At 34.1% G+C, this 25,035-nt stretch carries 20 protein-coding genes; 7 read left to right on the top strand and 13 right to left on the bottom strand.

The annotated features are described in order from the left end of the window. Positions 1–14: 14 nt before the first annotated feature. The 4 genes from MYRA21_RS09275 to MYRA21_RS09260 all read right to left on the bottom strand — a co-directional run bounded on the left by MYRA21_RS09275 (position 15) and on the right by MYRA21_RS09260 (position 3,001). Positions 15–869: an energy transducer TonB gene (locus MYRA21_RS09275; RefSeq protein ID WP_039328889.1), complete on the bottom strand. Its 855-nt coding sequence runs from the start codon at positions 867–869 to the stop codon at positions 15–17. A gap of 23 nt (positions 870–892) precedes the next feature. Then, on the bottom strand, positions 893–1,432 hold the full coding sequence (locus tag MYRA21_RS09270; protein ID WP_006257210.1) for a biopolymer transporter ExbD: 540 nt from the start codon (positions 1,430–1,432) through the stop codon (positions 893–895). An 18-nt stretch (positions 1,433–1,450) separates the two neighbouring features. Next, a complete protein-coding gene (locus MYRA21_RS09265) occupies positions 1,451–2,080 on the bottom strand; it encodes a biopolymer transporter ExbD (protein ID WP_006257211.1) in 630 nt (209 codons plus the stop codon). An 81-nt stretch (positions 2,081–2,161) separates the two neighbouring features. Then, positions 2,162–3,001 (bottom strand): MotA/TolQ/ExbB proton channel family protein, encoded by an 840-nt coding sequence (locus MYRA21_RS09260; protein ID WP_006257212.1) that lies wholly within the window; start codon positions 2,999–3,001, stop codon positions 2,162–2,164. A 339-nt stretch (positions 3,002–3,340) separates the two neighbouring features. Between MYRA21_RS09260 and MYRA21_RS09255 the strand changes: the two genes are divergently transcribed. Further along, a complete protein-coding gene (locus tag MYRA21_RS09255; protein WP_006260569.1) occupies positions 3,341–4,873 on the top strand; it encodes a helicase HerA-like domain-containing protein in 1,533 nt (510 codons plus the stop codon). 44 nt (positions 4,874–4,917) lie between these two features. Here the strand turns inward: MYRA21_RS09255 and MYRA21_RS09250 are convergent, their stop codons facing one another. The 8 genes from MYRA21_RS09250 to dtd form a co-directional block, all read right to left on the bottom strand. Then, complete coding sequence (locus tag MYRA21_RS09250; RefSeq protein WP_006260568.1) at positions 4,918–6,252, bottom strand: NAD(P)/FAD-dependent oxidoreductase; 1,335 nt, start codon at positions 6,250–6,252, stop codon at positions 4,918–4,920. Between the two features lie 305 nt (positions 6,253–6,557). Then, complete coding sequence (locus MYRA21_RS09245) at positions 6,558–7,643, bottom strand: agmatinase family protein (RefSeq protein ID WP_006257215.1); 1,086 nt, start codon at positions 7,641–7,643, stop codon at positions 6,558–6,560. A gap of 132 nt (positions 7,644–7,775) precedes the next feature. Further along, positions 7,776–9,053, bottom strand: coding sequence for a kynureninase (kynU, locus tag MYRA21_RS09240; protein ID WP_006260566.1), 1,278 nt, complete (start codon positions 9,051–9,053; stop codon positions 7,776–7,778). A gap of 153 nt (positions 9,054–9,206) precedes the next feature. Continuing rightward, entirely contained in the window at positions 9,207–10,256 is a 1,050-nt protein-coding gene (gene queA, locus MYRA21_RS09235) for a tRNA preQ1(34) S-adenosylmethionine ribosyltransferase-isomerase QueA (RefSeq protein ID WP_006257217.1), read from the bottom strand. Between the two features lie 135 nt (positions 10,257–10,391). Next, complete coding sequence (locus MYRA21_RS09230) at positions 10,392–11,618, bottom strand: 3-phosphoshikimate 1-carboxyvinyltransferase (RefSeq protein ID WP_006257218.1); 1,227 nt, start codon at positions 11,616–11,618, stop codon at positions 10,392–10,394. Positions 11,619–11,625: 7 nt separating this feature from the next. After that, positions 11,626–11,952, bottom strand: a complete 327-nt coding sequence (locus MYRA21_RS09225; RefSeq protein WP_006257219.1) for a nucleotide pyrophosphohydrolase — start codon at positions 11,950–11,952, stop codon at positions 11,626–11,628. A 2-nt stretch (positions 11,953–11,954) separates the two neighbouring features. After that, a complete protein-coding gene (locus tag MYRA21_RS09220; protein WP_006257220.1) occupies positions 11,955–12,158 on the bottom strand; it encodes a hypothetical protein in 204 nt (67 codons plus the stop codon). Then, positions 12,158–12,610, bottom strand: a complete 453-nt coding sequence (dtd, locus tag MYRA21_RS09215; protein ID WP_006257221.1) for a D-aminoacyl-tRNA deacylase — start codon at positions 12,608–12,610, stop codon at positions 12,158–12,160. The genes MYRA21_RS09220 and dtd overlap by 1 nt, the downstream gene beginning before the upstream one ends. A 198-nt stretch (positions 12,611–12,808) precedes the next feature. Here dtd and MYRA21_RS09210 point away from each other — a divergent pair, with 198 nt between their 5' ends. Next, positions 12,809–14,140: an amidohydrolase family protein gene (locus MYRA21_RS09210; protein WP_006266380.1), complete on the top strand. Its 1,332-nt coding sequence runs from the start codon at positions 12,809–12,811 to the stop codon at positions 14,138–14,140. Positions 14,141–14,368: 228 nt separating this feature from the next. Then, a complete protein-coding gene (locus MYRA21_RS09205) occupies positions 14,369–14,869 on the top strand; it encodes a hypothetical protein (protein WP_006257223.1) in 501 nt (166 codons plus the stop codon). Between the two features lie 737 nt (positions 14,870–15,606). Here MYRA21_RS09205 and MYRA21_RS09200 read toward each other — a convergent pair. Further along, positions 15,607–15,960, bottom strand: coding sequence for a hypothetical protein (locus MYRA21_RS09200; RefSeq protein WP_039328886.1), 354 nt, complete (start codon positions 15,958–15,960; stop codon positions 15,607–15,609). A gap of 640 nt (positions 15,961–16,600) precedes the next feature. Between MYRA21_RS09200 and MYRA21_RS09195 the strand changes: the two genes are divergently transcribed. Genes MYRA21_RS09195 through MYRA21_RS09180 form a run of 4 tightly spaced genes read left to right on the top strand, consistent with a single transcriptional unit; the run spans position 16,601 to position 25,014 of the window. Next, positions 16,601–19,621, top strand: coding sequence for a SusC/RagA family TonB-linked outer membrane protein (locus tag MYRA21_RS09195; protein ID WP_039328884.1), 3,021 nt, complete (start codon positions 16,601–16,603; stop codon positions 19,619–19,621). Further along, positions 19,621–20,988, top strand: coding sequence for a RagB/SusD family nutrient uptake outer membrane protein (locus tag MYRA21_RS09190; RefSeq protein ID WP_006257226.1), 1,368 nt, complete (start codon positions 19,621–19,623; stop codon positions 20,986–20,988). Before MYRA21_RS09195 ends, MYRA21_RS09190 begins: the two co-directional genes overlap by 1 nt. 10 nt (positions 20,989–20,998) lie before the next feature. Beyond that, entirely contained in the window at positions 20,999–22,204 is a 1,206-nt protein-coding gene (locus MYRA21_RS09185) for a DUF4929 family protein (protein WP_006257227.1), read from the top strand. Continuing rightward, complete coding sequence (locus MYRA21_RS09180) at positions 22,204–25,014, top strand: pitrilysin family protein (protein WP_006257228.1); 2,811 nt, start codon at positions 22,204–22,206, stop codon at positions 25,012–25,014. The genes MYRA21_RS09185 and MYRA21_RS09180 overlap by 1 nt, the downstream gene beginning before the upstream one ends. The last annotated feature ends 21 nt before the right edge of the window (positions 25,015–25,035 follow it).

The raw sequence follows: 25,035 nt of genomic DNA, 5'->3' as shown, positions 1-25,035 counted from the left end.
ATTTTTAAACATACCTATTGTACTTGGATAGTAATTGGTAATGTAAATTGTGATCTAACACTTCTATTGTTTTGAATAGCAGGTTTCCATTTTGGCATAGATTTAAGTACACGTACTGCTTCTTTACCAGCACCGTAACCTGGGTCACGAGCAACTTTAATATCTGTTAATGAACCATCTATCTCAACAATAAACTGAACGATAACCTGGATTCTCTTCACTCCTGAGTCGATATCTGGTGTTCTGAATCTACTGATAAATTGCTTGTTGAAAGCTGCCATACCACCAGGATATTCTGCTCTAACTTGTACTGCTACGAATACCTTATTAGGGTCTCCATCTCCAGATACTTCTTGCTTTTTATCTTTATCAGCTTCACCTGTACCTTCTCCCGTTTTGATTTCTCCTTTTTCCTTATCCCCTTTAGCATCTTTCACTCCAGGATCTGCATCCTTAAGATCTTCTTGAGTAGTTAACTTTTCTGTTACTTCCTCTTTCTTCGCTACTTCTGGTTCAACGAATTTTTTAGTATCATTCACGTTCTTCACTTCCTCTACTGGTGGTGGAGGTGGTGGTGGAACATCTTCTGGTGGTGGAGGTAATTCCTCTACCGGCGGTGGAAGATCGATCTCTTTAATTTCTAAAGGCACATCGTATTTCTCCACATTTTTAACTCCAAAAGTACCTTTTGCCATGTCTATCAACATTGGAGAAGCTATTGCTATTCCAAAAAGAGCCATACCAGCAAAGAAAGCTACTGTAGTAACCTTTGGGTTTTCTGATCTTAATTGATAAGCTCCGTAAGATTTGTTACGTCCTTCGAAAACAATATCAATCCAATCTTTTTTAAAGATATTTAATTTTGACATTTCTTTTATTATTTAGACGTTAACTATTTCTCACCTAAGAACTCTAAATCCTTATCAGAGATATCAACGATAGCATAAGTTTTAGTACCTGTAATTGCCATTTCGTCTAAGATATCTACTAGATTACGATAATTTGATTTCTCACTAGCTTTGATAATTACAATTAAGCCATCTTCAGGATTTTGAGAATAAGCCAAAGCTTTTTTGGTATTCTCCATAATTACTTTTCTTATCCCGTTTTGACCGTATGAACTATCTGTAGGTCCCACTAATGGTTCATGAGGCATTCCCATATACCATTTTATTTTATTATCCGCACCGATTAAGACAGTCATCGTACGATTCTCATCTACTTTCGTTTTATCTTCTTTCTTTGCTTCTTCAGACTTGTCTGGCATAGCTAAGTTCATCGACTGCGGTTTATTCATTGATGTAGTCAACATAAAGAAAGTAATCAATAAGAAAGCAAGATCCACCATCGCAGTTAAATCCACTCCAGCATTCTGCTTTTTACTTCTTACTTTTTTATCCTTGTCGCCTCCACCTGTATTTAATTCAGCCATTTACAGTTTGTTTAATGATTAAAAATCCTCATTTCTTAGACCTGTCACCAAGTAGAATTTGTTTAGACGTTGCTCCTGCATAACATCCATAACACTTTTCACTTTTGGATAGTTTACAGTTGCATCTGCTTTGATCGCTACTTCAAGAACTTTATTGTTCAAGTCTTTAGCTACAACACGAGCTGTCTGAACCCAATCCTTTAATTGGTTATTTACAGAATCTGTAGGAATCCCAGGTTGGTTTGAAGTAACTTTATTTCTAACATCTGGCGGAAGATTTAAGAAACTTTTCAAATCTTGCATTGGTGTACCAACACCTTCTAAGAATGAAAAAGTCTTTTTCTCTTCATCATTAAATTCTATATTGTAGCGCTCTCCCATTTTTTCAAGAGTTGCGATACGATCCTCTCTACCTAAAACCCCAAAGAAAACCTTTTCTGATCCTTCTTCACCTCCGATAGTAACTGTAGCTAAATTAACCTCTGGTAATTTAGTTTGTACTGTTGAAGATGGAGTATCCACAGGTAATGGTTCTGGCATTTTAGCAGTAGAAGTCAATACGAAGAAAGTCAAAAGTAGGAATGACACGTCACACATTGCGGTCATATCCACTCTCATACTTTTCTTTTTCATTTTACCTTTTGCCATTGATAGTGTTTTTTATAAACTAAACCTGTATTGATTCTAAGTCTACACAGGCTTAGTATTATTATTATTTACTTATTCTAATTACTTTACTAAACCTTTGAATCTTCTGTAAGATTGAGTAATAGCAAATCCTGCTTCGTCAATTGAATAAGTTAATCTATCAATTTTAGTTGTAAATGAGTTATACATAACAATAGCTAATGTAGAAGTACCAATACCTGTTGCAGTACATACTAACGCCTCAGAAATACCTGTTGCTAATGCTGCTGAGTCAGGAGTACCAGAAGTTGCTAAAGCTGAGAACGCTTTAATCATCCCTGTTACTGTACCTAATAATCCTACTAACGTACCAATAGATACTAATGTAGCTAATACGATCATGTTTCTTTCTAACATTGGCATCTCTAATGTAGTAGCCTCTTCGATTTCTTTTTGAATTGCTTCAGTAGCTTCTTCGCTATTGAATCCTTCTTTTTTCATTTCTTCATACTTGATTAATCCAGCCTTTACTACGTTAGCTACTGACCCTTGTTGAGCGTCACATGCATCCATAGCCTCGCTGATTCTTCCAGCATTGATGTTTCCTTGTAAGTCTTGTACGAATTTACCTACGTTACCTTTTCCTGATGCTTTAGAAATTACAAAGAATCTCTCTATTGAGAAAACTACAGTCATTGTTAATAATCCAATTAACGCCGCTACTACAATTCCTCCTTTATAAACCATTCCCATGAAGTTTCCTGGTAGTGGATGTCCGTTTTCTGGATCACCGTTTTCAAAGTTAGCTGGGTTACCCATTACAAATTTCCAGATAATGTAACCAAATACAATACAAAATACTACTGCTAGTGATGCAATTACTCTGCTTGCTCCTGAACTAGATCCTTTTTTCTCAACTGATTCGTTTGATACTTTTGTCATCTTTTTAAAAATTTAATTCTTTTTTTTTCAATTATTACTTATTACTTATTTTCTCTTTTAAAACTAATGAGAGTCGCAAATTTATGTTTTTAGATCAAATAAAAAAATTTATAATGATTTTTTTCAACTCTTTCTTTCTTGATTTAACACAGAGGAAATTTAACACCCCGTATTAAAAGGAAATGTTAAGCTAAGGTAAAGATAACAACTCTAAATGAAATAAACTAAAGCATTTTTTACATTACCTTCAAATTTAACATTTCAAATTTATATATAATTTATTTTGCGAATACATTATCTTTGTTAAAGTTTAAAGATGTTTTTTACAAAATGACAACTATGAATAAAGAAAACTTCAGCACTAATCTCCAACAAGGCTATTCTTTTAAAGGAGATTATATTACTATAGGTGCAGCAAAATTAGAAGGTGAGATTCTAGCCGATCACTTTATCAATATTCCACTCAAAACCATTAATAGACATGGACTTATAGCGGGGGCAACGGGTACTGGTAAAACCAAAACAATACAAGTATTATCTGAACAACTTTCTGCTAAAGGTATACCTGTTTTAATGATGGACATTAAAGGTGACTTTAGTGGTATAGCGATGAGTGGTGTAGAAAATGACTTTATAAAAGACAGACATTCTAGGATGAACTTGCCTTTTACCCCTTCTGGATTCCCTGTGGAGCTATTATCAATTTCGCAACAAAATGGCGTAAGACTTAGAGCTACCATAACTGAATTTGGTCCAATCTTATTCAGTAGAATACTAGATTTAAATGAAACTCAGTCTGGTATCGTCTCTCTTGTGTTTAAATACTGTGATGACAAACAACTTCCTTTACTTGATTTAAAAGACTTTAAAAAGACACTTCAATACTTAACTAACGAAGGAAAAGAAGAAATAGAAGCAGAATATGGTCGTATTTCTGCAGCTTCAACTGGGGCTATTATTCGAAAGATAATAGAATTAGAACAGCAAGGAGCAGATATATTCTTTGCAGAACCTTCTTTTGATATACAGGATTTAATGCGTATTGACGAGAATGGGTATGGATATGTAAACATTCTTCGTCTAACAGACATACAAGATAAGCCTAAACTTTTCTCTACTTTTATGCTAAACCTACTGGCGCAAGTCTATTCTCAGATGCCAGAACAAGGGGATAGTGGACAACCAGAACTAGTAATCTTCATAGATGAAGCGCACTTAATATTTAACGAAGCAAGTAAAACACTATTAAATCAGATTGAAACCATCGTTAAGTTAATTCGTTCTAAAGGAATAGGAATTTACTTTATCACACAGAATCCTACTGATATTCCGAATGGTGTACTAGCACAACTAGGTCTAAAAATACAACATGCACTACGCGCATTCACAGAAAAAGATCGCAAAGCAATAAAAACTGCTGCAGAAAACTTCCCTTCTACAGAATATTATAAGACGGATGAGATTATTACTTCTATGGGAACAGGAGAAGCTTTAGTAACTGCTCTAAACGAAAAAGGTATCCCCACCCCACTTGCAGTATGTACTATGCGTGCACCTATGAGTAGAATGGATATCTTATCTGATCAAGAAATAAATGACCTCATAACCAAATCTTCTCTTGCTAAAAAGTACAATGAGTATTTTGATAGAGAAAGTGCTTATGAGATACTAACTGCTAAACTAGAGGCTCTAAAACAAGAAGAGCAAAAAGTAAAAGAAACAAAAACAAGTACTACTAAAACACAACAAGGAAATAGTGATGTTACAAAAGGAATTATTAAAGTTGTAACTAGTGCTACTTTTATAAGAGCCGCTTTTGGTATCTTAAATAAAATATTATCTGGAGGAAACTCTAAGGGTAAACGCAAATAAATAAAAAAGGGTATATGCAATTGTATATACCCTTCTTCTTTATATTATAGAAGAGACTTTATCTTATTCATTACTTCATCACTATCCCATTTATCTTCGATATTGTCCATCAACATCACTTGATCCATTATATGAGTTTGCCTATCTCCTTCTGCTAAAGCAGAAACATAGCTTTCTGTACTAAAAGTTACTCTATCATATAAAGGCAACCATAACTCAGGGTATACCTCAGCAAACTTGCCTTCAATTTTCTTACGTAACAAGAACATATCATCTGCTGTATCTTCACTCATCTCCTTAAAATTTCGATAAGACAGTTCTGCTATAGCATCTCCATTAGGTTTTCTTTCTTCTTGATATTTTTTCAAGATACCCAGCCAACTATCATTTTCTCCTTGGCTTATTATTTGGTTAAGAACATACACATCTTCTAATCCAGCATTTAATCCTTGCCCATAAAAAGGCACTACTGCATGCGCGGCATCACCGATAAGAGCGACCTTATCTTCAGATACCCAAGGATAACACTTCATTGTTACCAATGAATTCACTGGGTTCTCTTTAAATTGTTCTAAATAATTTGGTATCAAAGCATCTACATCCTTAAAGTAAGTAGTAAAAAACTGATTTATTTCAGCATCTGAATTGATTGTCTCAAAAGACACATCTCCATCATAAGGCATAAATAATGTGCAAGTAAAAGAACCATCAACATTCGCCAAAGCAATAAACATAAAGTCTTTTCTTGGCCAAATATGAAATGCGTTCTTAGATAACTGATGTTCTCCATTAGGCATTGCTTCTATACGAAGTTCCTTATATCCTAAATGTAGATATGATTGTTGGTACTCAAATCTACTTTGTTTTTGCATTTTAGCTCTAACCCTAGAATACGCTCCATCAGCACCAAAGATCAAATCCGTTCTAATTTCATTCCACTGATCACTTTCTTTTTCTGCTGTATATAGAATTCCTTTTTTCAAATTAACATCCCATATCGGAGTATCAAACTTAAATAATACACCTTCTTTCTCTGCAATAGAAATCAACTCCTTATTTAGTCCTCCTCTGGATATTGCCCATATAGAGTTTCCTTTTATACTATAAGGCTGGTATTTAATATCCCCCTCTTCTGTATGAATTGCTCTTTCGGACATGGGAATACCAAGTTCTCTTACTTCATCTTCTATACCCAATTCTTTTAATATCCTCCATCCTCTATCTGATAAAGCTAGATTAATAGATCTTCCTCTAAAGTCTATATTTCGAATATCCTCACTCTTATCGTATACTGTAACCGTATAGCCTTTCTTTTTTAAGCTGATTGCCAACACTACACCAACCAATCCACTACCAACTATCGAGATATCTTTTACCATTACGCTAACTAATTTATTTTTAACAAATTAAAATACATATCCTTTGATTACTTATATTTTAACTCTAATATTCTCTGTACATTTAAGCAACAACACAACTAACAGATTCCCTATGAAAGATTTAATTTGGATCCTAGTGATACTTCTTTTAACAGGGTGGTATCTCTTTTACATCGTATTTAATATAGAACATATCTTAGTCTCTATATTACTATTTGCTGCTACTATACTTTCTTTGTATAATATATTCTTTTGTGACAAACCTATAAAAAAATAAAGAGTCTCGTGAGACTCTTTATTTTTGTTTATTTCTTAAACTCTATTTTTTGTCCTACTGCTAAGCCTTGTGATTTTGCAAATGCTCCACACATATGGAACAATAATCTAGCCCCTACATTTCCATCCCAATCATCTTCTCCTGGCGCTACCTCTACTAAATCCATTCCTATAATTAACTTATTAGATTCTGATAAACGAGTAATCATATAAGTTGCTTGCTCATAAGTTAATCCTCCTGGTACTGGTGTTCCTGTATTTGGACAATACCAAGCTAATAAAGCATCAATATCAAAACTAATCGCTACTTTCTCAGGTAATGAAGCGATGATTTGATCACATTTATCTTTCCAACTCATTCCTTCAAATTCATCTTTCTTCAAATCTGCATCAGTATGCACCAACACTCTTCCATCTGCTTCTACTACTGTTGCAACTTCTTGTTCACAGAAATCACGAATACCTACTTGCACAATTGTCTTTACTTGAGGTAATTTTAATGTATTGAACATAATAGATGCGTGAGAGTAAGTAAACCCTTCATAAGCATCTCTTAAATCCATATGTGCATCAAAGTGTAAAATACCAAAAGCATCGTGATGTTTTGCTAAAGCATTGTAATATCCAAATGGAGTACTGTGATCTCCTCCTAATAATACTACGCGTTTTCCTTTTGCCATCCAGTAAGATACTTTCTCTTCTACTTCTTTGTGAAATTTATCACATACTGCATTAATTGTATCTAAATCTTTTTGTAATTCTGGTAAGTCTGCAATATTCTCACCATTCTCAAGTGCTTCAATGATTGGCTGAGCCATTTCTTTATATTTTGCACTTTCTACAGCCCAATGTTCTGGAGCCTCATCTATATAGATACCTAGCTTCCATAAATCAGGATATTGTTGGTGTAATAAGTCTACTTGATAAGAGGCTTCTAATATAGCTTCTGGTCCTTCTGATGCTCCTGCTCCGTAACTTACTGTTACTTCCCATGGTGCTGGTACCACTATAATCTCACTCTCCTCAGCTGTAAAAGGTAATCCATATATCGTCGCATCTGCTAATCCTGGCTGAGATGGATCGAAATTATCTATCTTATTTTGTTTAGTTGACATCGTATTTTATTTTTTGCAAATGTAATTTAATTTAAATGATAGACAAATCAGGCAAATTAAATTCTATTAAATAACTATTCATTCCTTATTTTTCTCTACTACACGAATACAGTAATCTATCATACTAATAATCTAAAAAAGACTATCTGCCTTTTTTAGAATCTCTCCGAAACGATATATATCTTCATAAGAAGTATAAAATGGCACTGGTGCTAACCTAACTACATTAGGTTCTCTCCAGTCTACGATTACTCCTTCATTCATTAAATACGAAAACAAATCTTTACCTTTTCCATGAAGAAATACAGAAAGTTGGCTTCCTCTCTCACTTTCTTCCTTAGGCGTAATTAACTCATAATTAGCATTAACAGCTTTAGCTACATCTTCCATTACAAATTCAAGATAAGCAGTAATCTTTCTTTGTTTTGTTATCAAAGCCTCCATACCCACTTCATCGAACATCTCTATAGATGCTAAATAGGGAGCTAAGCTAAGAATAGAAGGATTACTAATTTGCCATCCATGTGCACTCTCTACTGCATCAAATTTTTTCTCCATTAAGAAACGACGTTCTTTATTATGTCCCCACCATCCAGCTAATCTTACTAAATCTTTATCTGTATGGTAACGTTCATGAATGAAACAGCCTGATGCACTACCTGGTCCAGCATTCATATATTTATAACTACACCATGCAGCGAAATCTACATTCCACTCGTGCAACTTCAACTCTATATTACCAGCAGCATGAGCTAAATCCCAACCTACCTTAGCTCCATATTGATGCGCATGGGCTGTGATAGTTTGAATATCGAACACTTGACCTGTATAATAGTTAAGTCCTCCTATTAACACTAAAGCAACCTCTTCTCCTACTTCATCTATCTTTTCTAATATATCCTCTAGTCTAAAGTTATGTTCTCCTGGTCTTTTCTTTAACTCTATAATAGCCTCTTTAGGATCTAGCCCATGTAATCTTACCTGAGACTGTATCAGATATTGATCACTCGGAAATGCTTTTTCCTCACATATAATCTTATACTTACTAGCAGTAGGACGATAAAAAGTAGTCATCAATAAGTGAAGATTAACAGTCAATGTATTCATCACCGTAATTTCTGACGACTTCGCTCCTACTATTCTACTCAATGGTTCACTTAAACGTTCGTGGTAATCCCACCAAGGTTTCTCTGCGTAGAAATGCCCCTCTACTGCTAAAGCCCCCCAATCATTCATAACCTCATTGACATACTCTACAGCTCTTTTGGGTTGTAGTCCCAGCGAATTACCTGTAAAATATATAACCTGTTTTCCATTCACCTCTGGAAAGTTAAACTCATCTCTGTACTTAGCTAAAGGATCTTTTTCATCTAAGCTCTTTGCATAAGCAAGTGTATTTTCAAAACTCATTATATAGGAGTATTTCTGATTAAGTATTAACTGTAAATTTAGTTCTTTTTATACAAATAAGCTCCTAAACATAAGATAAAAGTCCACTCGTGCTATTCATAAAAAAAGCCTTTGAGAATCTCAAAGGCTTTCTAATTTATTCTGATTGATCTATTACAGAATCAACATTGCGTCTCCGTAAGAGTAGAATTTATATTTCTCTTCTACAGCTTCTTTATAAGCTTTCATCATTAAGTCATGTCCACAGAACGCAGAGATCATCATTAATAATGTTGACTTAGGCATGTGGAAGTTAGTCACCATACAATCAGCGATACTGAAATCATAAGGAGGGAAAATAAATTTATTTGTCCATCCCACGAATGGGTTTAACGTTTGACTAGAAGAAACAGAACTTTCTAATGCACGCATACTTGTTGTACCGATAGCACATACTCTATTCTTTCTCTCTTTAGCTGCGTTTACAATATCACAAGCTTCTTGATTCACAAACATCTCTTCTGAATCCATCTTGTGTTTAGATAAATCTTCTACCTCTACTGGGTTGAAAGTACCTAAACCGATATGTAATGTTACATTAGCAAATTCAACACCTTTTATCTCTAAACGTTTTAATAAGTGTTTAGAGAAGTGTAATCCTGCTGTTGGTGCAGCTACAGCTCCTTCTTCAGTAGCATAGATAGTTTGGTAACGCTCAGCATCTTCTGGCACTACTTCACGATTAATGTACTTAGGAATCGGAGTTTCTCCTAATTCTTGTAATTTAAATCTAAACTCTTCGTAAGAACCATCGTATAAGAAACGTAAAGTTCTCCCTCTAGAAGTTGTATTATCAATTACTTCAGCTACTAATGAATCATCATCTCCGAAGTATAATTTATTACCGATACGTATTTTACGAGCTGGGTCTACTAATACATCCCATAAACGTTGTTCAGCATTTAACTCACGTAACAAGAATACTTCAATTCTCGCACCTGTTTTTTCTTTATTACCGTATAAACGTGCAGGAAATACTTTCGTGTTATTTAACACCATCACATCTCCCTCGTCAAAATAGTCAATTAAATCCTTGAATAATTTGTGCTCTATCGTCCCAGTTTTACGATCTACTACCATTAGGCGTGCCTCATCTCTGTTCTCTGCTGGAAACTCTGCCAATAATTCTTCAGGCAAATCAAAATTAAAGTTTGATAACTTCATTGAATATGTGTTTTGTTAGAAAATAATACTAAACTAATTTGGAAAATCTAAGAGTATAGATGTCCAAATTGAGTACAAATATACAACCTCAGAGTAGGGGTTGTCAAGTATTTAGCCATATTTAATTTTACAGCTCTATTTTTTAACAATATTTACACCGATTTCAGCCAAACAATCCCAGTAATTTATAAATGACTTAGTTACAACCTCTGCTTCTAAAATAGTAACCTCTCCTTTCAGAGATAATGGAGCAAAAGCCATAGCCATTCTATGGTCTTGATAAGTTTCAATCTCTATTCCTTCTCTCATCCCTTTAGAAGGGTGAACAACAATAGATTCTTCTGTGATATCAACCACACCACCTAATTTAGTTAGCTCATTCTGTAAAGCCACTAAGCGATCTGTCTCTTTTATTTTTAAAGTATGTAGCCCAGTCATTTCACAACGAATGCCTAAACCAAAACAAGTCACAGCTATAGTCTGTGCCAAATCAGGAGTCTCTATCAAATCTGCTTTAAACTCAAAGTCTGTCTCTCTTACTTTTTCTAATTTTATGGTATAGTCTTCTAAGTATGTAGTCTCTACACCTAGTATAGTATACAGTTGACTTACTTGACTATCTCCTTGTAAGCTATCCTCTTTATAACTCTTCAGTTGCATAGTCGTTCCTATAGGTGACAGTGCTACAAAAGAATAGAAGTAAGAGGCAGATGACCAATCTGATTCTACTGTAAACTGTTCTGTACTAGCCTTGACTAAAGGTTTTACACTAATGATGTTCCCATTAAAAGAGCTCTCCACTCCTAATTGGCTTAATAGCTGTAGAGTCATCTCTATATAAGGACGAGAAGTAATATTACCTACCAAGTGTAATTCTATTCCATTCTTTAACCTAGTCCCTACTAATAATAGTGCTGTGATATACTGACTACTCACATCCGCAGGTAATTCTACCTTACCTCCTATTGCGATTTGGCCTTTTATATGAAGTGGAGGATATCCCTCTTTCTTACTATATGTGATATCAGCCCCTAACTGTCTTAGTGCTTCCACTAGTACACCGATAGGTCTTTCTTGCATACGACTACTCCCTGTCAGAGTAAGCTCACGAGTACTACACAACGAATAATAAGCTGTCAAAAATCGCATAGTAGTCCCCGCGTGATGTATATCTACTACATCACCCGTAGATGCTAATGCACCTTGCATGGCACATACATCATCAGAATCAGATACATTCCCTATCGTTAAAGATGGAAACAACTCTTGCAATATTAATAATCTATTGCTTTCGGATTTACTACCAGAGATAACAAGCGTCTTGTCATGCTCTACTTTACTTTTTAACAGCTTAATATTCACGTATTCTCTATTTTAATTTTTCATTATTGTGGTGACGGTCGTGATCTCTCTTTGTTTTCAAGTCCATCTTTTTATCAAATGCCTCTTGTAGATTCACACCAGTCTGATTCGCTAGACACATCACTACGAATACTACATCTGCTAGCTCCTCACCTAAATCTTTGTTCTTATCACTTTCTTTTTCAGATTGCTCTCCATATCTTCTAGCGATGATACGAGCTACCTCTCCTACTTCTTCTGTAAGCTGAGCCATATTCGTCAATTCGTTAAAATAACGAACACCGTGTTCCTTAATCCAATTATCAACTGCTAACTGTGCATCTTGAATATTCATAATTACTTATTTTTTGTTTTAAAAATTCTTCCTTTTACCCATTTGTCATAAACGAACATCAGTGCGATAAAGATAATATACTTTACCACAAAACTAATTAAACACTGCTCATCACCTGAAAAAGCACAACCGACCTCATCTGTTAAGAACCACGTCATCATCACATAGATAACCGTGAATAAACTAAACTTTACTAAACTATTCATTATTCTTTATTTTGACTATCTATTACGATTGTTACAGGTCCATCATTTAGCAATTCTACTTTCATATCCGCTCCGAATTTACCTGTTTGTATACGTTTACCTAAATCATTTTCTAACTTATCTATAAACTTCTCATACATAGGTATAGCGAAGTCTGGCTTAGACGCCTTAATATAAGAAGGTCTATTTCCTTTTTTCGTAGAAGCATGTAAAGTGAATTGACTTACTAATAATACCTCACCATCTACTTCTTTTACAGACTTATTCATCACTCCATTCTCATCTTCGAAAATACGCAAATTCACAATCTTACCTGATAACCATTCTATATCTAGTTTTGTATCAATATCCTCTACCCCTACTAAAACTAAAAGTCCTTGTCCTATATTACCAACTACACTACCTTCTACAGTCACAGAAGCCTTTGTCACACGCTGGATTACTACTTTCATCTCTTTGTTCTTTTATATTCTATTACTTACAAACTTAAAAACTTTCTAAAGTTCTACCTTCATTTCATTAGATTAATTTCTAACAATAAAGTAGAATCAACTACTTCATAAAATATTATTAGGCAGAAAGCTACTTTTATAATAACTTAGAGGCTATATAATTTGTACACAGAACAATCTTCTAATTTTCCTTATTTTATGAAATTAAAATCCATAATAGCACTTTTTGTTGTTAGTACTTCTATCACATTTGCTCAGACCAAACAAGTCCTTATTGAGAATGTAAGAATCCTAGACCACAAGACTGCAGCCCTTACTGCGCCAATGAATGTCTTAGTCTCTGATCAAAAAATAGAGAAGATAAGCCCTTCTTCTATTTCTGTTAAAGGCAAAGATGTAACTAAAATCAATGGCAATGGAAAAACACTTATGCCAGGATTAATCGATGTACACGTACACATGGTATTCGGAGCTTTGACTATGGAACAAATGATGTCTCCTAATGCAACTCCTGAAAGCTTAATGCAAAATGTAGCTGTAGGAGCGCACAGCATGCTTATGCGCGGTTTCACTAGCGTTAGAGATGCAGGTGGCCCTATATTTCCTTTAAAAGCAGCTATTGATGCAGATAAGACTGCAGGCCCACGTATTTGGCCTTCAGGTGCTACTATTAGTCAGACTGCAGGACACGGAGACTTTAGAACTCCTAATGAGCGCTCTAGACGCTTCTTTGGGAAGCCTTCTCGTGCAGAAGAAATGGGGGCTACATTTATAGCAGATGGCCGTGACGAAGTACTTACTGCTACTAGAGAGAACCTACGCTTCGGTGCTAGTCAAATCAAAGTAATGGCAGGTGGAGGAACCTCTTCTGCTTATGATCCTATCGATGTTACACAATATACTTTTGACGAAATCAAGGCAGCTGTAGATGCAGCGGAAGACTGGGGTACTTATGTGATGGTACACGCTTATACTCCTAGAGCCGTACAACGCGCTATAGAAGCTGGTGTGAAGTCTATCGAACATGGACAAATGCTAGATGAAGAGACTCTAAAGATAATGGCTGAGAAGAACATTTGGTTAAGTCTACAGAACCTAATGGACAACAACGATAATATGGATGCGCAACGCAAAGAAAAACGCAAACCTGTACTAGAAGGACAAGACAAAGTATGGCCATTAGCCAAACAACTAGGAGTAAAACTAGCTTGGGGTACTGACTTCTTATTCGAACCAGAATTAAACAAAGAGCAAAATGACTATATCCTGCGTTTACAAAAATGGTTCACTAATGCTGAAATCCTAAAAATGGTTACTCAAGATAACGGAGAGTTACTTCAGTTATCAGGATTGCGCAGTCCATACCCTGGCAAATTAGGTGTAGTAGAAGAAAATGCTTATGCAGACTTACTACTTGTAGATGGAGATCCTCTAAAAGATTTATCTCTTATAGCTAATCCTGAGAAGAACTTTATCTTAATCATGAAAGGTGGTAAAATCTATAAAAACACCATCAATACGAAGAAATAAGAAGATCATTATACTATAAGAAGACTGCCTAATAAGCAGTCTTTTTTTGTTTTAGTTATAGCCCATTGTTGCCCATTCTAATTTTAACCTCACTAAGGCTATAAAAATTCAATTATCTTTGCGCAGTTATTTTACGACCTACATGACTTACTTCTTTATAATAAATCAGTACTGTAAAATAACAAGGCTACTATCAAGCCTCCTTAAATTAAAATGTAATTCAAAAATATGAGAACAGAAATTTGCTCTTGTGAAGGCTTAGACCCTTTTTGTGATAAATGCTTCGGAACGGGTCATGCTCCTTTATCAACTTCAAAAAAAACTGTAACTAAACAGTCAAGCAAAGTAAAGCCGATTAAAAAAACAAAATCTTACTTGCCTGAGAAAATAGACTCTTTAACTAAAATAGAAATAGATGCACTCGCAATCAAGATTATCTCTACTTTAGACTTAAAGTCTAAAAAACAAATGCAGATTCTTAATTCTATTCCTTTTAGTACATCTACTTTTAGAAGAGATTATAAAGAAAAGTTTATTGACTTAGAAAATATCGAAACTGAAAAACAACAATTGAGAAATGACTTATTTATTATTGATCAAGAAATAGTATCAAAGAACTATAGAAGCCATTTCACATTCAGACATTTCTTATCTGATAAAGACGTTGATGTAACATCTAATCGAGAACTTAAAGGTTTAATTAGAGAATACAAAAAGCTTAAAAAATAAGCTGTTTTCTAAACCAAACAAATATATCTGTACAGTTCACCTACAGCCTCAATTCATGTTGTCGCGGATGCCGTAATCCGTGACATTGATTAGAGGAAACACACAAGGTATTACATCTCTTCCCTCTGTATGAAAACACATACAACAAGCTCTATACTTGTATTATCTCCACTGTCCATAATCTGTATGGGGTGACATAGTTTGGGTGACACACAAGATATTGTGTCTCTACTTTAAACGCATTCAGATATTGTAATCATACATTCTAACCTTTATACTTGTGTTATCTCAACTGTTCATAATCTGTATAGGGGTGACATAGTTTGGGTGACACACAAGATATTGTGTCTCTACTTTAAACGCATTCAGATATTGTAATCATACATTCTAACCTGTATACTTGTATTATCTTCACTGTCCATAATCTGTATGGGGTGACATAGTTTGGGTGACACACAAGATATTGTGTCTCTACTTTAAACGCATTCAGATATTGTAATCATACATTCTAACCTTTACACTTGTGTTATCTCAACTGTTCATAATCTGTATAGGGGTAACATAGTTTGGGTGACACACAAAATATTGTGTCTCTACTTTAAACGCATTCAGATATTGTAATCATACATTCTAACCTTTACACTTGTGTTATCTCAACTGTTCATAATCTGTATAGGGGTAACATAGTTTGGGTGACACACAAAATATTGTGTCTCTACTTTAAACGCATTCAGATATTATAAAACCTCTGCTCCTATTAAAAAACCTTTAAAAGCGTCTTTATACTGGTACTCTGCAAAGCACCTTACACAGATAACGCCTAATGACTTATAAAGACGATCTAAAGAAGTTAAATCTTCGTCTTTACTAATCTCATATCTATCTGCTAATTTTAATCTATCCTTTGTCTCTAGATTTAAGACATAACTAAATTCTAGTTTATCCTCTATATCGATATGCATCACTACTTTTATCTTGCACAGACTTGTAGATAGCACCTCTTCTCCTAATTGTATTTTATCTACTAAGTCTTGCCCCATACAAGATAGGATACCACTTAATCCATGTTTAGAGCAACTAATCATTCCCATATATTCTAATTTTAAACATAACACACTACCTAAACACAATAGATAGCTTCAAATCAAAAAGAGCAAAAATAAAACAAATAAAACTTTATTTTAACAAAATAAAAAACACATTGTTTACGAAATTAACAATTCAAACTCATGTATCTTTCTACTGAATTCGTGTTGCTTTCGTTCTACCTAAGTCCGTAGTGAGTCCGTTATGAGTCCGTAGTGAGTCCGTTTTTTGGGCTAAAATAACGGACTCACTATATACTCAAATAGTTTCTATCATTCACATATACCTAACATACCACTACAAACCTTCGAGCTACTCAAGAGCTGTATTCTAAATAATCACATCCTATTTAGACATCATTCTAACCTTAAGAATTTCTACATTATAAGAAATAATTCTAAATAACAAACAACACATAAAAAGCAATAAACCTAATCTCAAAAAGAAAACAAACACCTAATAAACAGTAAAATAAGTAAACAAAAAACCTATAGTATAACTAAGCTTACCTTGTAAAAAACTCGCTTATTGTAGCTTTTTAATACATAACTAATCTAAATAAAGTCATTATTCATTTTGAAAAGTAAAAAAACTCTTTACTTTTGCACTTTAATTTAGAATTAGTCTTAATTATAACACACCATTATGCTACTTACTCCACTACGAACTATTACTACTCTCGTAATCAGTTTATTTTGTGCAATTGGAGTCTATGCACAAGAGCCTGTATTCACAGGTAAGATTTTAGATCTAGAAACTAAAAAAGGATTAGATACAGCTATAATCACTGTACTAGCCTCAGGAGATACCTTTTTCACTAATGAAAAAGGAGAGTTCCAAATTCCTGAGCTCTATCACTCTTCTGTTATCATCAGCCATGAAGGCTATGAAAACCTAGAAATAAAATTAAAAAAGGGAAATCAAACAATCTATCTACTACCCACTACAAAACAATTAGATGAACTGATCATCCGAAAATCGACTAATATCAATGATATCGACATTCGTAATAGTACAGGTTCTGTAATCACAGTAGACATGACACAACTGAGTCAACGCTCAGAGTTGAATATAGCTAAGTTATTAGAAGGACAAGTAGCAGGTCTTACTGTTACTTACTCTGGAGAATTGGGCAAAAAACCAGAGATAAGATTACGAGGTAATTCTTCTTTTAACTATCAAGGAAATGCCAATGAACCACTGTTTATAATGGACGGAATTGTGATTTCGACAGAGACTTTTATGACTCTTAATCCTAATGACTTCTCCACTATTAAGGTATTAAAAGATGCCCCTGCTACCGCTCTATATGGTATTAAGGCTGCTAATGGAGTTATCGAATTAACCTCTAAAAGGGGATTTGATGGTAAACCGATTATTAGCTATGCTATGAAACAAGGAGTAACAATGAGAGGGGAAAGAACAGCTAATATGATGAAGACTGATGAAAAATTAGCATTCGAACGCAGAATGCAAAATCCTGCTACTCCTGGATATCTATACTCATCAGAATATATCAATAGTACATATCAGAACAGTCCTCTTCTAAGTCAGAAACTACAAGAAGGAGAACACAAATTAGACTCCTTAAGAAGAATTAATACAGATTGGTTTAAAGAATTAGTAAAGCCTAATTATTTCCAATCTCATAACCTTAGTGTAAGAGGTGGTACCGAAAAAAACTCTTATTTCTACTCGCTGAATTACAGTAAACAAGGTGGTCGTATACCTGGTAATGATATCAATCAAATAACCGCACGTGCTAATTTAGATTATATATTAGCTCCTAATCTAACCTTATCTCTTAACAATAGTTTTGGGCTTTCGACTACCAATACTGAAAATGGAATGGATAATGATCCTACTTCATTAGCCTTTATGCTTAATCCTTATGAAACAAAGCATTCGACAAGACTAACGAGTTATTCAGATCGCTCTTATGCTGACTTAATCAATCAATACAAACAAAAACAGACTAGTAAAAGATTTAGCAGTTCCATGGTAATGCAATGGGATATATTGCCCGAATTAAACATAGCAGGGGTAATAGGTGCAGACTATTCATTAAGCGAAACTTATAAAAGAATCCTTAGTACTGCCTATAGTCAAAAGCAAAAGCCTAACAATGCCAAAGGCTTTATATCTGACTCTGATAGCAAGAACTTCGATTTTACATATAATCTACGTGCTAATTACCAAAAACAATTAGGCGACCATGATATTTTCTTAGGAGTAAATATGGATTACTATACTACGAATACAAAAGTTATTGGGGGTGAAGGTCATGGAATAGATGATGAAATCAGTAGTCTATCGGGTATCAACAACTCTTTAACAGGTGATTATGCTCCTAAAAACTCAGGAAGCAAAATAAAGAATACACAACTTGGTTTTGGAACTGCGTTGGGATATACTTATAAAGGAACTTATGATGTATATGGAAGTTTCAAAAGAGATGGTTCTTCCCTTTTACCTTCAAGTAAACGATGGAATGATGCATGGTCTACAGGAATAGGATGGTCTCCTATTCACTATGATTTTTTCAAGAATCAAAATATACTAACTGATTTGAAATTTAAAGCCTCATTAGGATATACAGCAAGTATGACAGGAATCTCAATAAGAGATATAGAGTCTACTTTTAGCAATCCTAATACATTCTATGGAGACTATAGATTATTAGTGCTACAAGGAATACCTAATAAAGATTTAAAACCTCAACAAACTCACTCTATAAACTACTCCGTAGATTTCGGCTTCTTTGAAAGACTAAGTCTATTAGTTAACTTCTATCAAAACACAACAAAAGATGCTATACTATCTATGCCTATAGCCATGAGTAATGGGTTTAATACATTTACTAAAAATATAGGAGAACTAGAAAATAGAGGGATAGAATTTATGTTAAGTGGAGATGCTATCAGGCTAAAAGATTTTAGATGGAATACTTCTCTTTCCTTATCCTATAACGCCAATAAGGTAAAATCACTTTATGGTACAGATAGAATATATCTAACAGAAGAATCTGTAATACCAGAATACGAAGTAGGCAAACCTCTAGGTATCATCTATGGGCTGCAAACTAATGGTATACATCCATTAACAGGAGTACCAGAATACATAGATAATGATGGTCATGTAATAGATCTAAATCAGCCAAAAAATGCAAATCACTTCAGACGTATTGGCTACAGTATAGCTCCTTATAACGGCTTTTTCAACAACTACTTCACTTATAGAAATTGGGCATTAAATATAAATATCAACTATAATTTCGGTGGTAAGAAAATGTATGATCAGTCTTATGTGAGAGACTATAGCAAATCTCATTTAAATGCCATAGAGGGACAGTTACAAGATAGCTGGTTTGAAGTAGGAGATGAAGATAAGGTTTATCCTATCAAAAAACTACCAAGCAATGCAGAAGATTATTCTCAAAGCTTTGCTAATAATAGAACAATATATAAAACAGACTTTATCAAGCTAAATTACATACAACTTAGTTACAACTTAGGCAATAATAACTTTATCAATAAGTATTTTAAATCCCTACAGCTAAGTGTACAAGCAGATAATATCTACACATACCGTTTTCAGACAGATAGAGGTTCTCTAAATGATGTATTACAGCCAATATTAACTTTCTCTCTTAATGCTACTTTCTAATGATTAAAAAAATATTCTACTTATTTGTATTTAGTTCTCTATGGGGATGCAGTCTAGAAAATAAATCTGAGAACGAAATTTCTGGAAATGATATTATCAATTCACCTATCAAAGCTTATGGAGTACTATCACAGGCATATAAAGCTACACCTATACAACCTAAAGATTATACTTTATATACAGAAGATCTACAGCCATCCTATCTAATTAATTATCTAAAAGGAAGTAGCCTCACTTATAAATGGGATGAAACAACCTTATCGATTAATAGTAGTTCGATATGGAATAATCACTATGATGCCATCGTCCACCTAAACGTACTATTAGAATCAGATCACAACTTCAATAGTCAGGACCCTGTTTGGCAGTACATTAAAGGTTCTGCTTTAGTCTTAAAAGCTTATAATTACTTCGATTTATTACAACTATTCTCTGAACGTTATAACCCTACAGCTTTAGGTATTATCGCTAAAGATAAATTAATCGTAGAAGAAAAAGCTAGACTAACTCAAGAAGAGTCTCTTAAACTAATCAAAACATACTTATCTGAAGGTCTAGATTTAATACAGCAATCTGGTAAACATCAAAACTACTTTATCAAAGAGAAAGGGATCAGGATACTACAGGCAAGGGTCGCTATGTATGAGAAAGAGTATGCAAAAGCAGAAGCTATTGCACAAAAACTTGTAAATGATGGAGCTAAACTTCCAACCTCAACAGAGGATTATCGCAATATTTGGGCTTCAGATAATACTAATATCTACTGGTTATACAACAACCTAGATAATCCTAATCACTACTTATATTACGAAGATAACCAAGGGGATCTACTTTACATCAATGAAGATTATAATTTTGACTTGGACGATATTAGATATACCATATCTCAATATAAACACAGTATGAAAGCGACTGCTGAGGACAAAATAGAGCGTTCTCTTCTAGGTAAATACAAAAGGTCACAACTAGATAAAGACCCTAGAGATGTGGTGATGATACGCAGTACAGAGGCATATTTCATCTTAGCAGAGAGTCTTTTAGAACAAAATAAATTAGCACAAGCAAAAGAAGTTCTCAATACATTCTTATCTGCTATTAATCAGCCTAACATAGAAGATACGCCTAGTCAACAAGAACTACGTCATAAACTTCACTTCGAAAAACAAAAAGAGTTCATTGGAGAAAAGAACAACTTCTTTGATCTAAAACGATGGAATACACCCATAGAACGAAAAAAAGAAGATAGCAATACTATCATTATCAAGATAGAACCTAATGACTATCGCTGGACATGGCCAATACCCATGAATGAATTGAGATATAATAACAATGCTCAACAAAACAAAGGCTGGCCTTCATTCAAATAAACAAAGTAAGATGAAAACAAGTTTTAAACATATAGTAAAGTCATTCACTATACTACTCCTAACTACACTATCTTTAAGTAGCTGTAGTAAAGATGATGGGGTTACTAAAGAATACTTAGGTGAAAATAAAGTTCATCTATCTACCCAAAACACGGTGCTAAAAAACAATGGGGAAGATGAGATCTCCATAGAAGTATTACTAGTTAAAAAAACACATCAGACCATCACTTTAACTTTTGGTCTGGAAGATAATCAAGAGCAAGGCAAAGATATTTTAGAATTAAAGAATCAAACTATCACCTTTGCTCCAGGTGAGAAGAAAGCAGTAATTACACTTAAAAGTAAAACAGCTCGTACTATCACTGAAGCAAAAAGAATAAAACTAAATTTAGTAGAAAACAATACAACTATTCCTTTAGAAAAACCTCTTGTTTTTACAGTATTACCCTTGAGTGTTATAGATGAGCTAACGAAAGAACAGATTGCTTTATTAGACGGTTATAAAGAAAAAGGATTGGATTTATACCCTCTACTAGGAGAAATAAATGTCACTACAGAGGTTAAATATCCTGGAGGGGGCGTACAAGAAGTATTTAACCTACCTTATACTACTATTCTAACAGGTAAGACGATAATAACACTAAGCGAATTAGCCACAACAGATAAACCTGTTCTTAAAATGACCTCTAATGCTATGGGACTGGAGGCTTATTTCTACAAAATGTTTAGAGACTTAACTATTGATGATTTAGAGTTTTGGAATAACCCTGGACCTGATGCTCCTCCACAAAACAAAGAAGTAATGAAATCTGTAGGATTAACACGTACTTCTACAGAGTCATTTGAGGTGACACTTAACCATATCGCCATAGATATTAATACTAAAGAAGTATCTTTTATATCAACACTAAAGAACTTATATAATGATGAATATCTAGCTGTACCTTTTGAGTTTAAATATTCTGCTTGGGATAGGTTTAAAAAACTACTAGATGCAGGAGATTTAATGGCTACTGAAAACTATGAAATGGGAGGTTCTATTAACCCTGCACATCATATCAATGTAGATCAAATAATAGAAGACGATTATGACAATTATACTTGGAAAGAATCAAAAGCTAAACTGACAGATAGTAAGTTTACTTTTGAGTTTATATTCATTCATAACAATGCTGATGGATATATCCAAGTTAAAACAGAATACAAATTAAAATAATGAAACGTACTCAAATACTATATTTCTTTGCTTTAGTACTTTGCCCTCTGCTTGTAGTAGGGCAAGGTACTTTTTCTCCATTGCCTAAAGCAGAAAAAGCAATTTATGGAACATTAGACAATGGGCTAAACTATATCATCCATCCTATACCTCAACAGAAGACAGAATATCGTCTAGTCTTAAATGTAGGATCACTACAAGAACGCGATGATGAGAAAGGATTTGCTCATTTCTTAGAACACATGATCTTTAATGGTAGTGATGACTTCCCAGGTAGACAAGCTATTGATACATTACAGCGTTTAGGCTATCAGTTTGGGAGAGATATCAATGCTTATACTACTTATGAGCGCACCGTATATGATCTGTCTCTCTTAGATATCAAACAACAGGATTTAGCAATAAATATACTAGCTAACTTCTTAGGGAAGTCACATCTCCATAATGAGGGAATAGAAAAAGAACGAAGAATCGTTATCCAAGAGATTAAAGACTTTGGTACAGAGCCTTTATTTAACCGCAAAAAACTAGAAGGTACTCCTCACTTAGATAGATTGCCTATCGCTACTGAAAAAGAGATTCTAAATCTAGATCCTGTAAAGCTTAGAGCATTCTATAAACGATGGTATAATCCTGCTCTAGCTACTATAATCATCGTAGGTAAGGTGAATACTAAAGATGCTATAGAGCAAATAAACAAATACTTCAGTTCTTTTAAAGGGCAGTCGAATCTAGATAGAAAACAAAGCGAAAACACTTTTAGCCCTGTCTATACTAACTTATTAGAAAAGCAGAGCAATGCGACTATAAATTCTAATAAATTAGAAATAGTTCGCTTTACAGAAGCGCCTTTCTTAGCTTCTAAAGAAGATTACAGACAACAACTTATAGAACAAATCTATAAACAATGGATCAATAAGAAACTGTCTATGAGCAAAAGCACTGCTACTGCTCACAGTCTATGGTATCTACCTAATAAAAATGAAAATGCCATAGAAATACAGGCTAAGACAGTAGAAGAATTACAGAACCGCATAAGTTTAGTAGCTAGTACAGTAAACACAATGTCTGTAAAAGGTATTCACAAAAAAGAGCTTGAACATTATAAGCAACATCTACTGAACCATTCTGTTCCTTCTGAAGACGAAGACATTGCTTATATCACCAATGCTTATGTTGATCAGGTCGTAGTGAATAGCCACTACTTATCTTCGATAGATAGACATGCTTTACTAACTGAATTACTTCCTACTATCACCACAAAGGATATAGAAAGCAAACACAGTAACACATGGTCTACTGATCAAGAGAACCTATATCTACTTACATATAATGATAGTTTGTTCTCCATAGACTCTGCTGATGAACTAAACAAGTATTGGAATGAAGGAAGTACAAAAACATTAGTATTCAAATCTACTAAACAAAAGAAGACGCACGAAAGACCACGTGGTTCTTTCCACTGGAGAACAATGCCTCCTATACAAAAAGCAACAACTGATATAGCTGTAAAAGAACAGCTATATGCGGATATCAACCTTACAGAACTAACATTAGCGAATGGGCTACGCATAGGTATTAAACCAACAAAGGCAACAGATGATAATTATATCATGACTTTGTTCACAAGAAATGGGCTAAATCAAATACCTACATCTGAACAAAAATATTATCAAGATGCTGGATATTTTATAGACTCTTCTTGGATACACGGCTTTACTAATGACGGATATATGCAAGCGGGATCTGATAGAGAGATATCTACACTCGTGAGTATAAATAAGGATGCTAGCATTATCAATACTTCTTCGCGAAAAGGAAATAGCAAAGACCTTTTTGAATGGACGTATAGAAAGTTATATGACTATATCACACCTCAACAGGATTTTAAAGAATATATAGAGGAAAGTGTCTCTTCTATAGATACAACTACTAAGTCTTCTTCTTTATTAGATAATCCTGCTATCAAAATAGGACATCAAATAGAAGAATATAAAAAAGAAGGTAGTTTATTCTCTGAAGAGCTCACAACGATAGAAGACTGGAAGAAAGTTAATCTAGATAGTTTCTTTACTTTATACAATCAATCATTTGCTAATCTAGAAGAAGTGTATGTACTTATCGCAGGGAATTTTGATACAGATGATATCAAGAAGAAGGCGATCGCTTACTTCGGTGCTTTAAATAATACTCCAAAGCAAGTAGATAAAAACGGTGCTAATTCATCTAAGGCATTCGTAAAAGAAGAAATAACACGAGCTACACTAACGAGTAGTGATATCGAAAGACCTGATGTCACAATAGTATTCAATGGAACAATTAAACCTACTCTAAAAGAGAGCATGATGGCTCATATCGTGAGAGAGATGTTTAACAACCAGTTCTTAACACTATCGAGAGAAAAAGAAGGATTAGTATATTCTCCTTATTCCGCTCTAGACGTAGAAGTTTACCCTGAGCCTAGAACTTCTGTTAGTTTATTCTTCTCTACCTCTTTAGATGATATAGATAAATTAGAGACCTTAGCTAAAGAAGTTATTCATTCACTTCAAACACAAAGTATTTCTAAAACAGAACTAGAACAAATGAAATTGACCATTCTAAATAATAAACGCTTACATCTAACAGATACGAGTACATTCCAATGGGTAGAAAAACTTAGAGAAACTCTATTAAACTTTGGTTCTCTTGAAGACTTTAATAATTATGATGCAATACTAAATAGCATCACTCCTGAAGACATTAAAGAGATTTCAAAATCTATATTTAACACCTCTACTTACGGAGTATTTATACTCACTCCTCAGTAAAATAACAAGTGGTTATTGCTC

This window comes from Myroides sp. A21 (assembly GCF_000807225.1).
Lineage (GTDB): Bacteria > Bacteroidota > Bacteroidia > Flavobacteriales > Flavobacteriaceae > Flavobacterium > Flavobacterium odoratimimum.
The sequence above is the reverse complement of the archived record's forward strand: the minus strand, read 5'-3'. Positions and strand labels throughout refer to the sequence as shown.

Coding starts and splice junctions, on each gene's coding strand:
- MYRA21_RS09275 (WP_039328889.1), bottom strand. CDS start 869: ATGTCAAAATTAAATATCTTTAAAAAAGATTGGATTGATATTGTTTTC.
- MYRA21_RS09270 (WP_006257210.1), bottom strand. CDS start 1,432: ATGGCTGAATTAAATACAGGTGGAGGCGACAAGGATAAAAAAGTAAGA.
- MYRA21_RS09265 (WP_006257211.1), bottom strand. CDS start 2,080: ATGGCAAAAGGTAAAATGAAAAAGAAAAGTATGAGAGTGGATATGACC.
- MYRA21_RS09260 (WP_006257212.1), bottom strand. CDS start 3,001: ATGACAAAAGTATCAAACGAATCAGTTGAGAAAAAAGGATCTAGTTCA.
- MYRA21_RS09255 (WP_006260569.1), top strand. CDS start 3,341: ATGAATAAAGAAAACTTCAGCACTAATCTCCAACAAGGCTATTCTTTT.
- MYRA21_RS09250 (WP_006260568.1), bottom strand. CDS start 6,252: ATGGTAAAAGATATCTCGATAGTTGGTAGTGGATTGGTTGGTGTAGTG.
- MYRA21_RS09245 (WP_006257215.1), bottom strand. CDS start 7,643: ATGTCAACTAAACAAAATAAGATAGATAATTTCGATCCATCTCAGCCA.
- kynU (WP_006260566.1), bottom strand. CDS start 9,053: ATGAGTTTTGAAAATACACTTGCTTATGCAAAGAGCTTAGATGAAAAA.
- queA (WP_006257217.1), bottom strand. CDS start 10,256: ATGAAGTTATCAAACTTTAATTTTGATTTGCCTGAAGAATTATTGGCA.
- MYRA21_RS09225 (WP_006257219.1), bottom strand. CDS start 11,952: ATGAATATTCAAGATGCACAGTTAGCAGTTGATAATTGGATTAAGGAA.
- MYRA21_RS09220 (WP_006257220.1), bottom strand. CDS start 12,158: ATGAATAGTTTAGTAAAGTTTAGTTTATTCACGGTTATCTATGTGATG.
- dtd (WP_006257221.1), bottom strand. CDS start 12,610: ATGAAAGTAGTAATCCAGCGTGTGACAAAGGCTTCTGTGACTGTAGAA.
- MYRA21_RS09210 (WP_006266380.1), top strand. CDS start 12,809: ATGAAATTAAAATCCATAATAGCACTTTTTGTTGTTAGTACTTCTATC.
- MYRA21_RS09205 (WP_006257223.1), top strand. CDS start 14,369: ATGAGAACAGAAATTTGCTCTTGTGAAGGCTTAGACCCTTTTTGTGAT.
- MYRA21_RS09200 (WP_039328886.1), bottom strand. CDS start 15,960: ATGGGAATGATTAGTTGCTCTAAACATGGATTAAGTGGTATCCTATCT.
- MYRA21_RS09195 (WP_039328884.1), top strand. CDS start 16,601: ATGCTACTTACTCCACTACGAACTATTACTACTCTCGTAATCAGTTTA.
- MYRA21_RS09190 (WP_006257226.1), top strand. CDS start 19,621: ATGATTAAAAAAATATTCTACTTATTTGTATTTAGTTCTCTATGGGGA.
- MYRA21_RS09185 (WP_006257227.1), top strand. CDS start 20,999: ATGAAAACAAGTTTTAAACATATAGTAAAGTCATTCACTATACTACTC.
- MYRA21_RS09180 (WP_006257228.1), top strand. CDS start 22,204: ATGAAACGTACTCAAATACTATATTTCTTTGCTTTAGTACTTTGCCCT.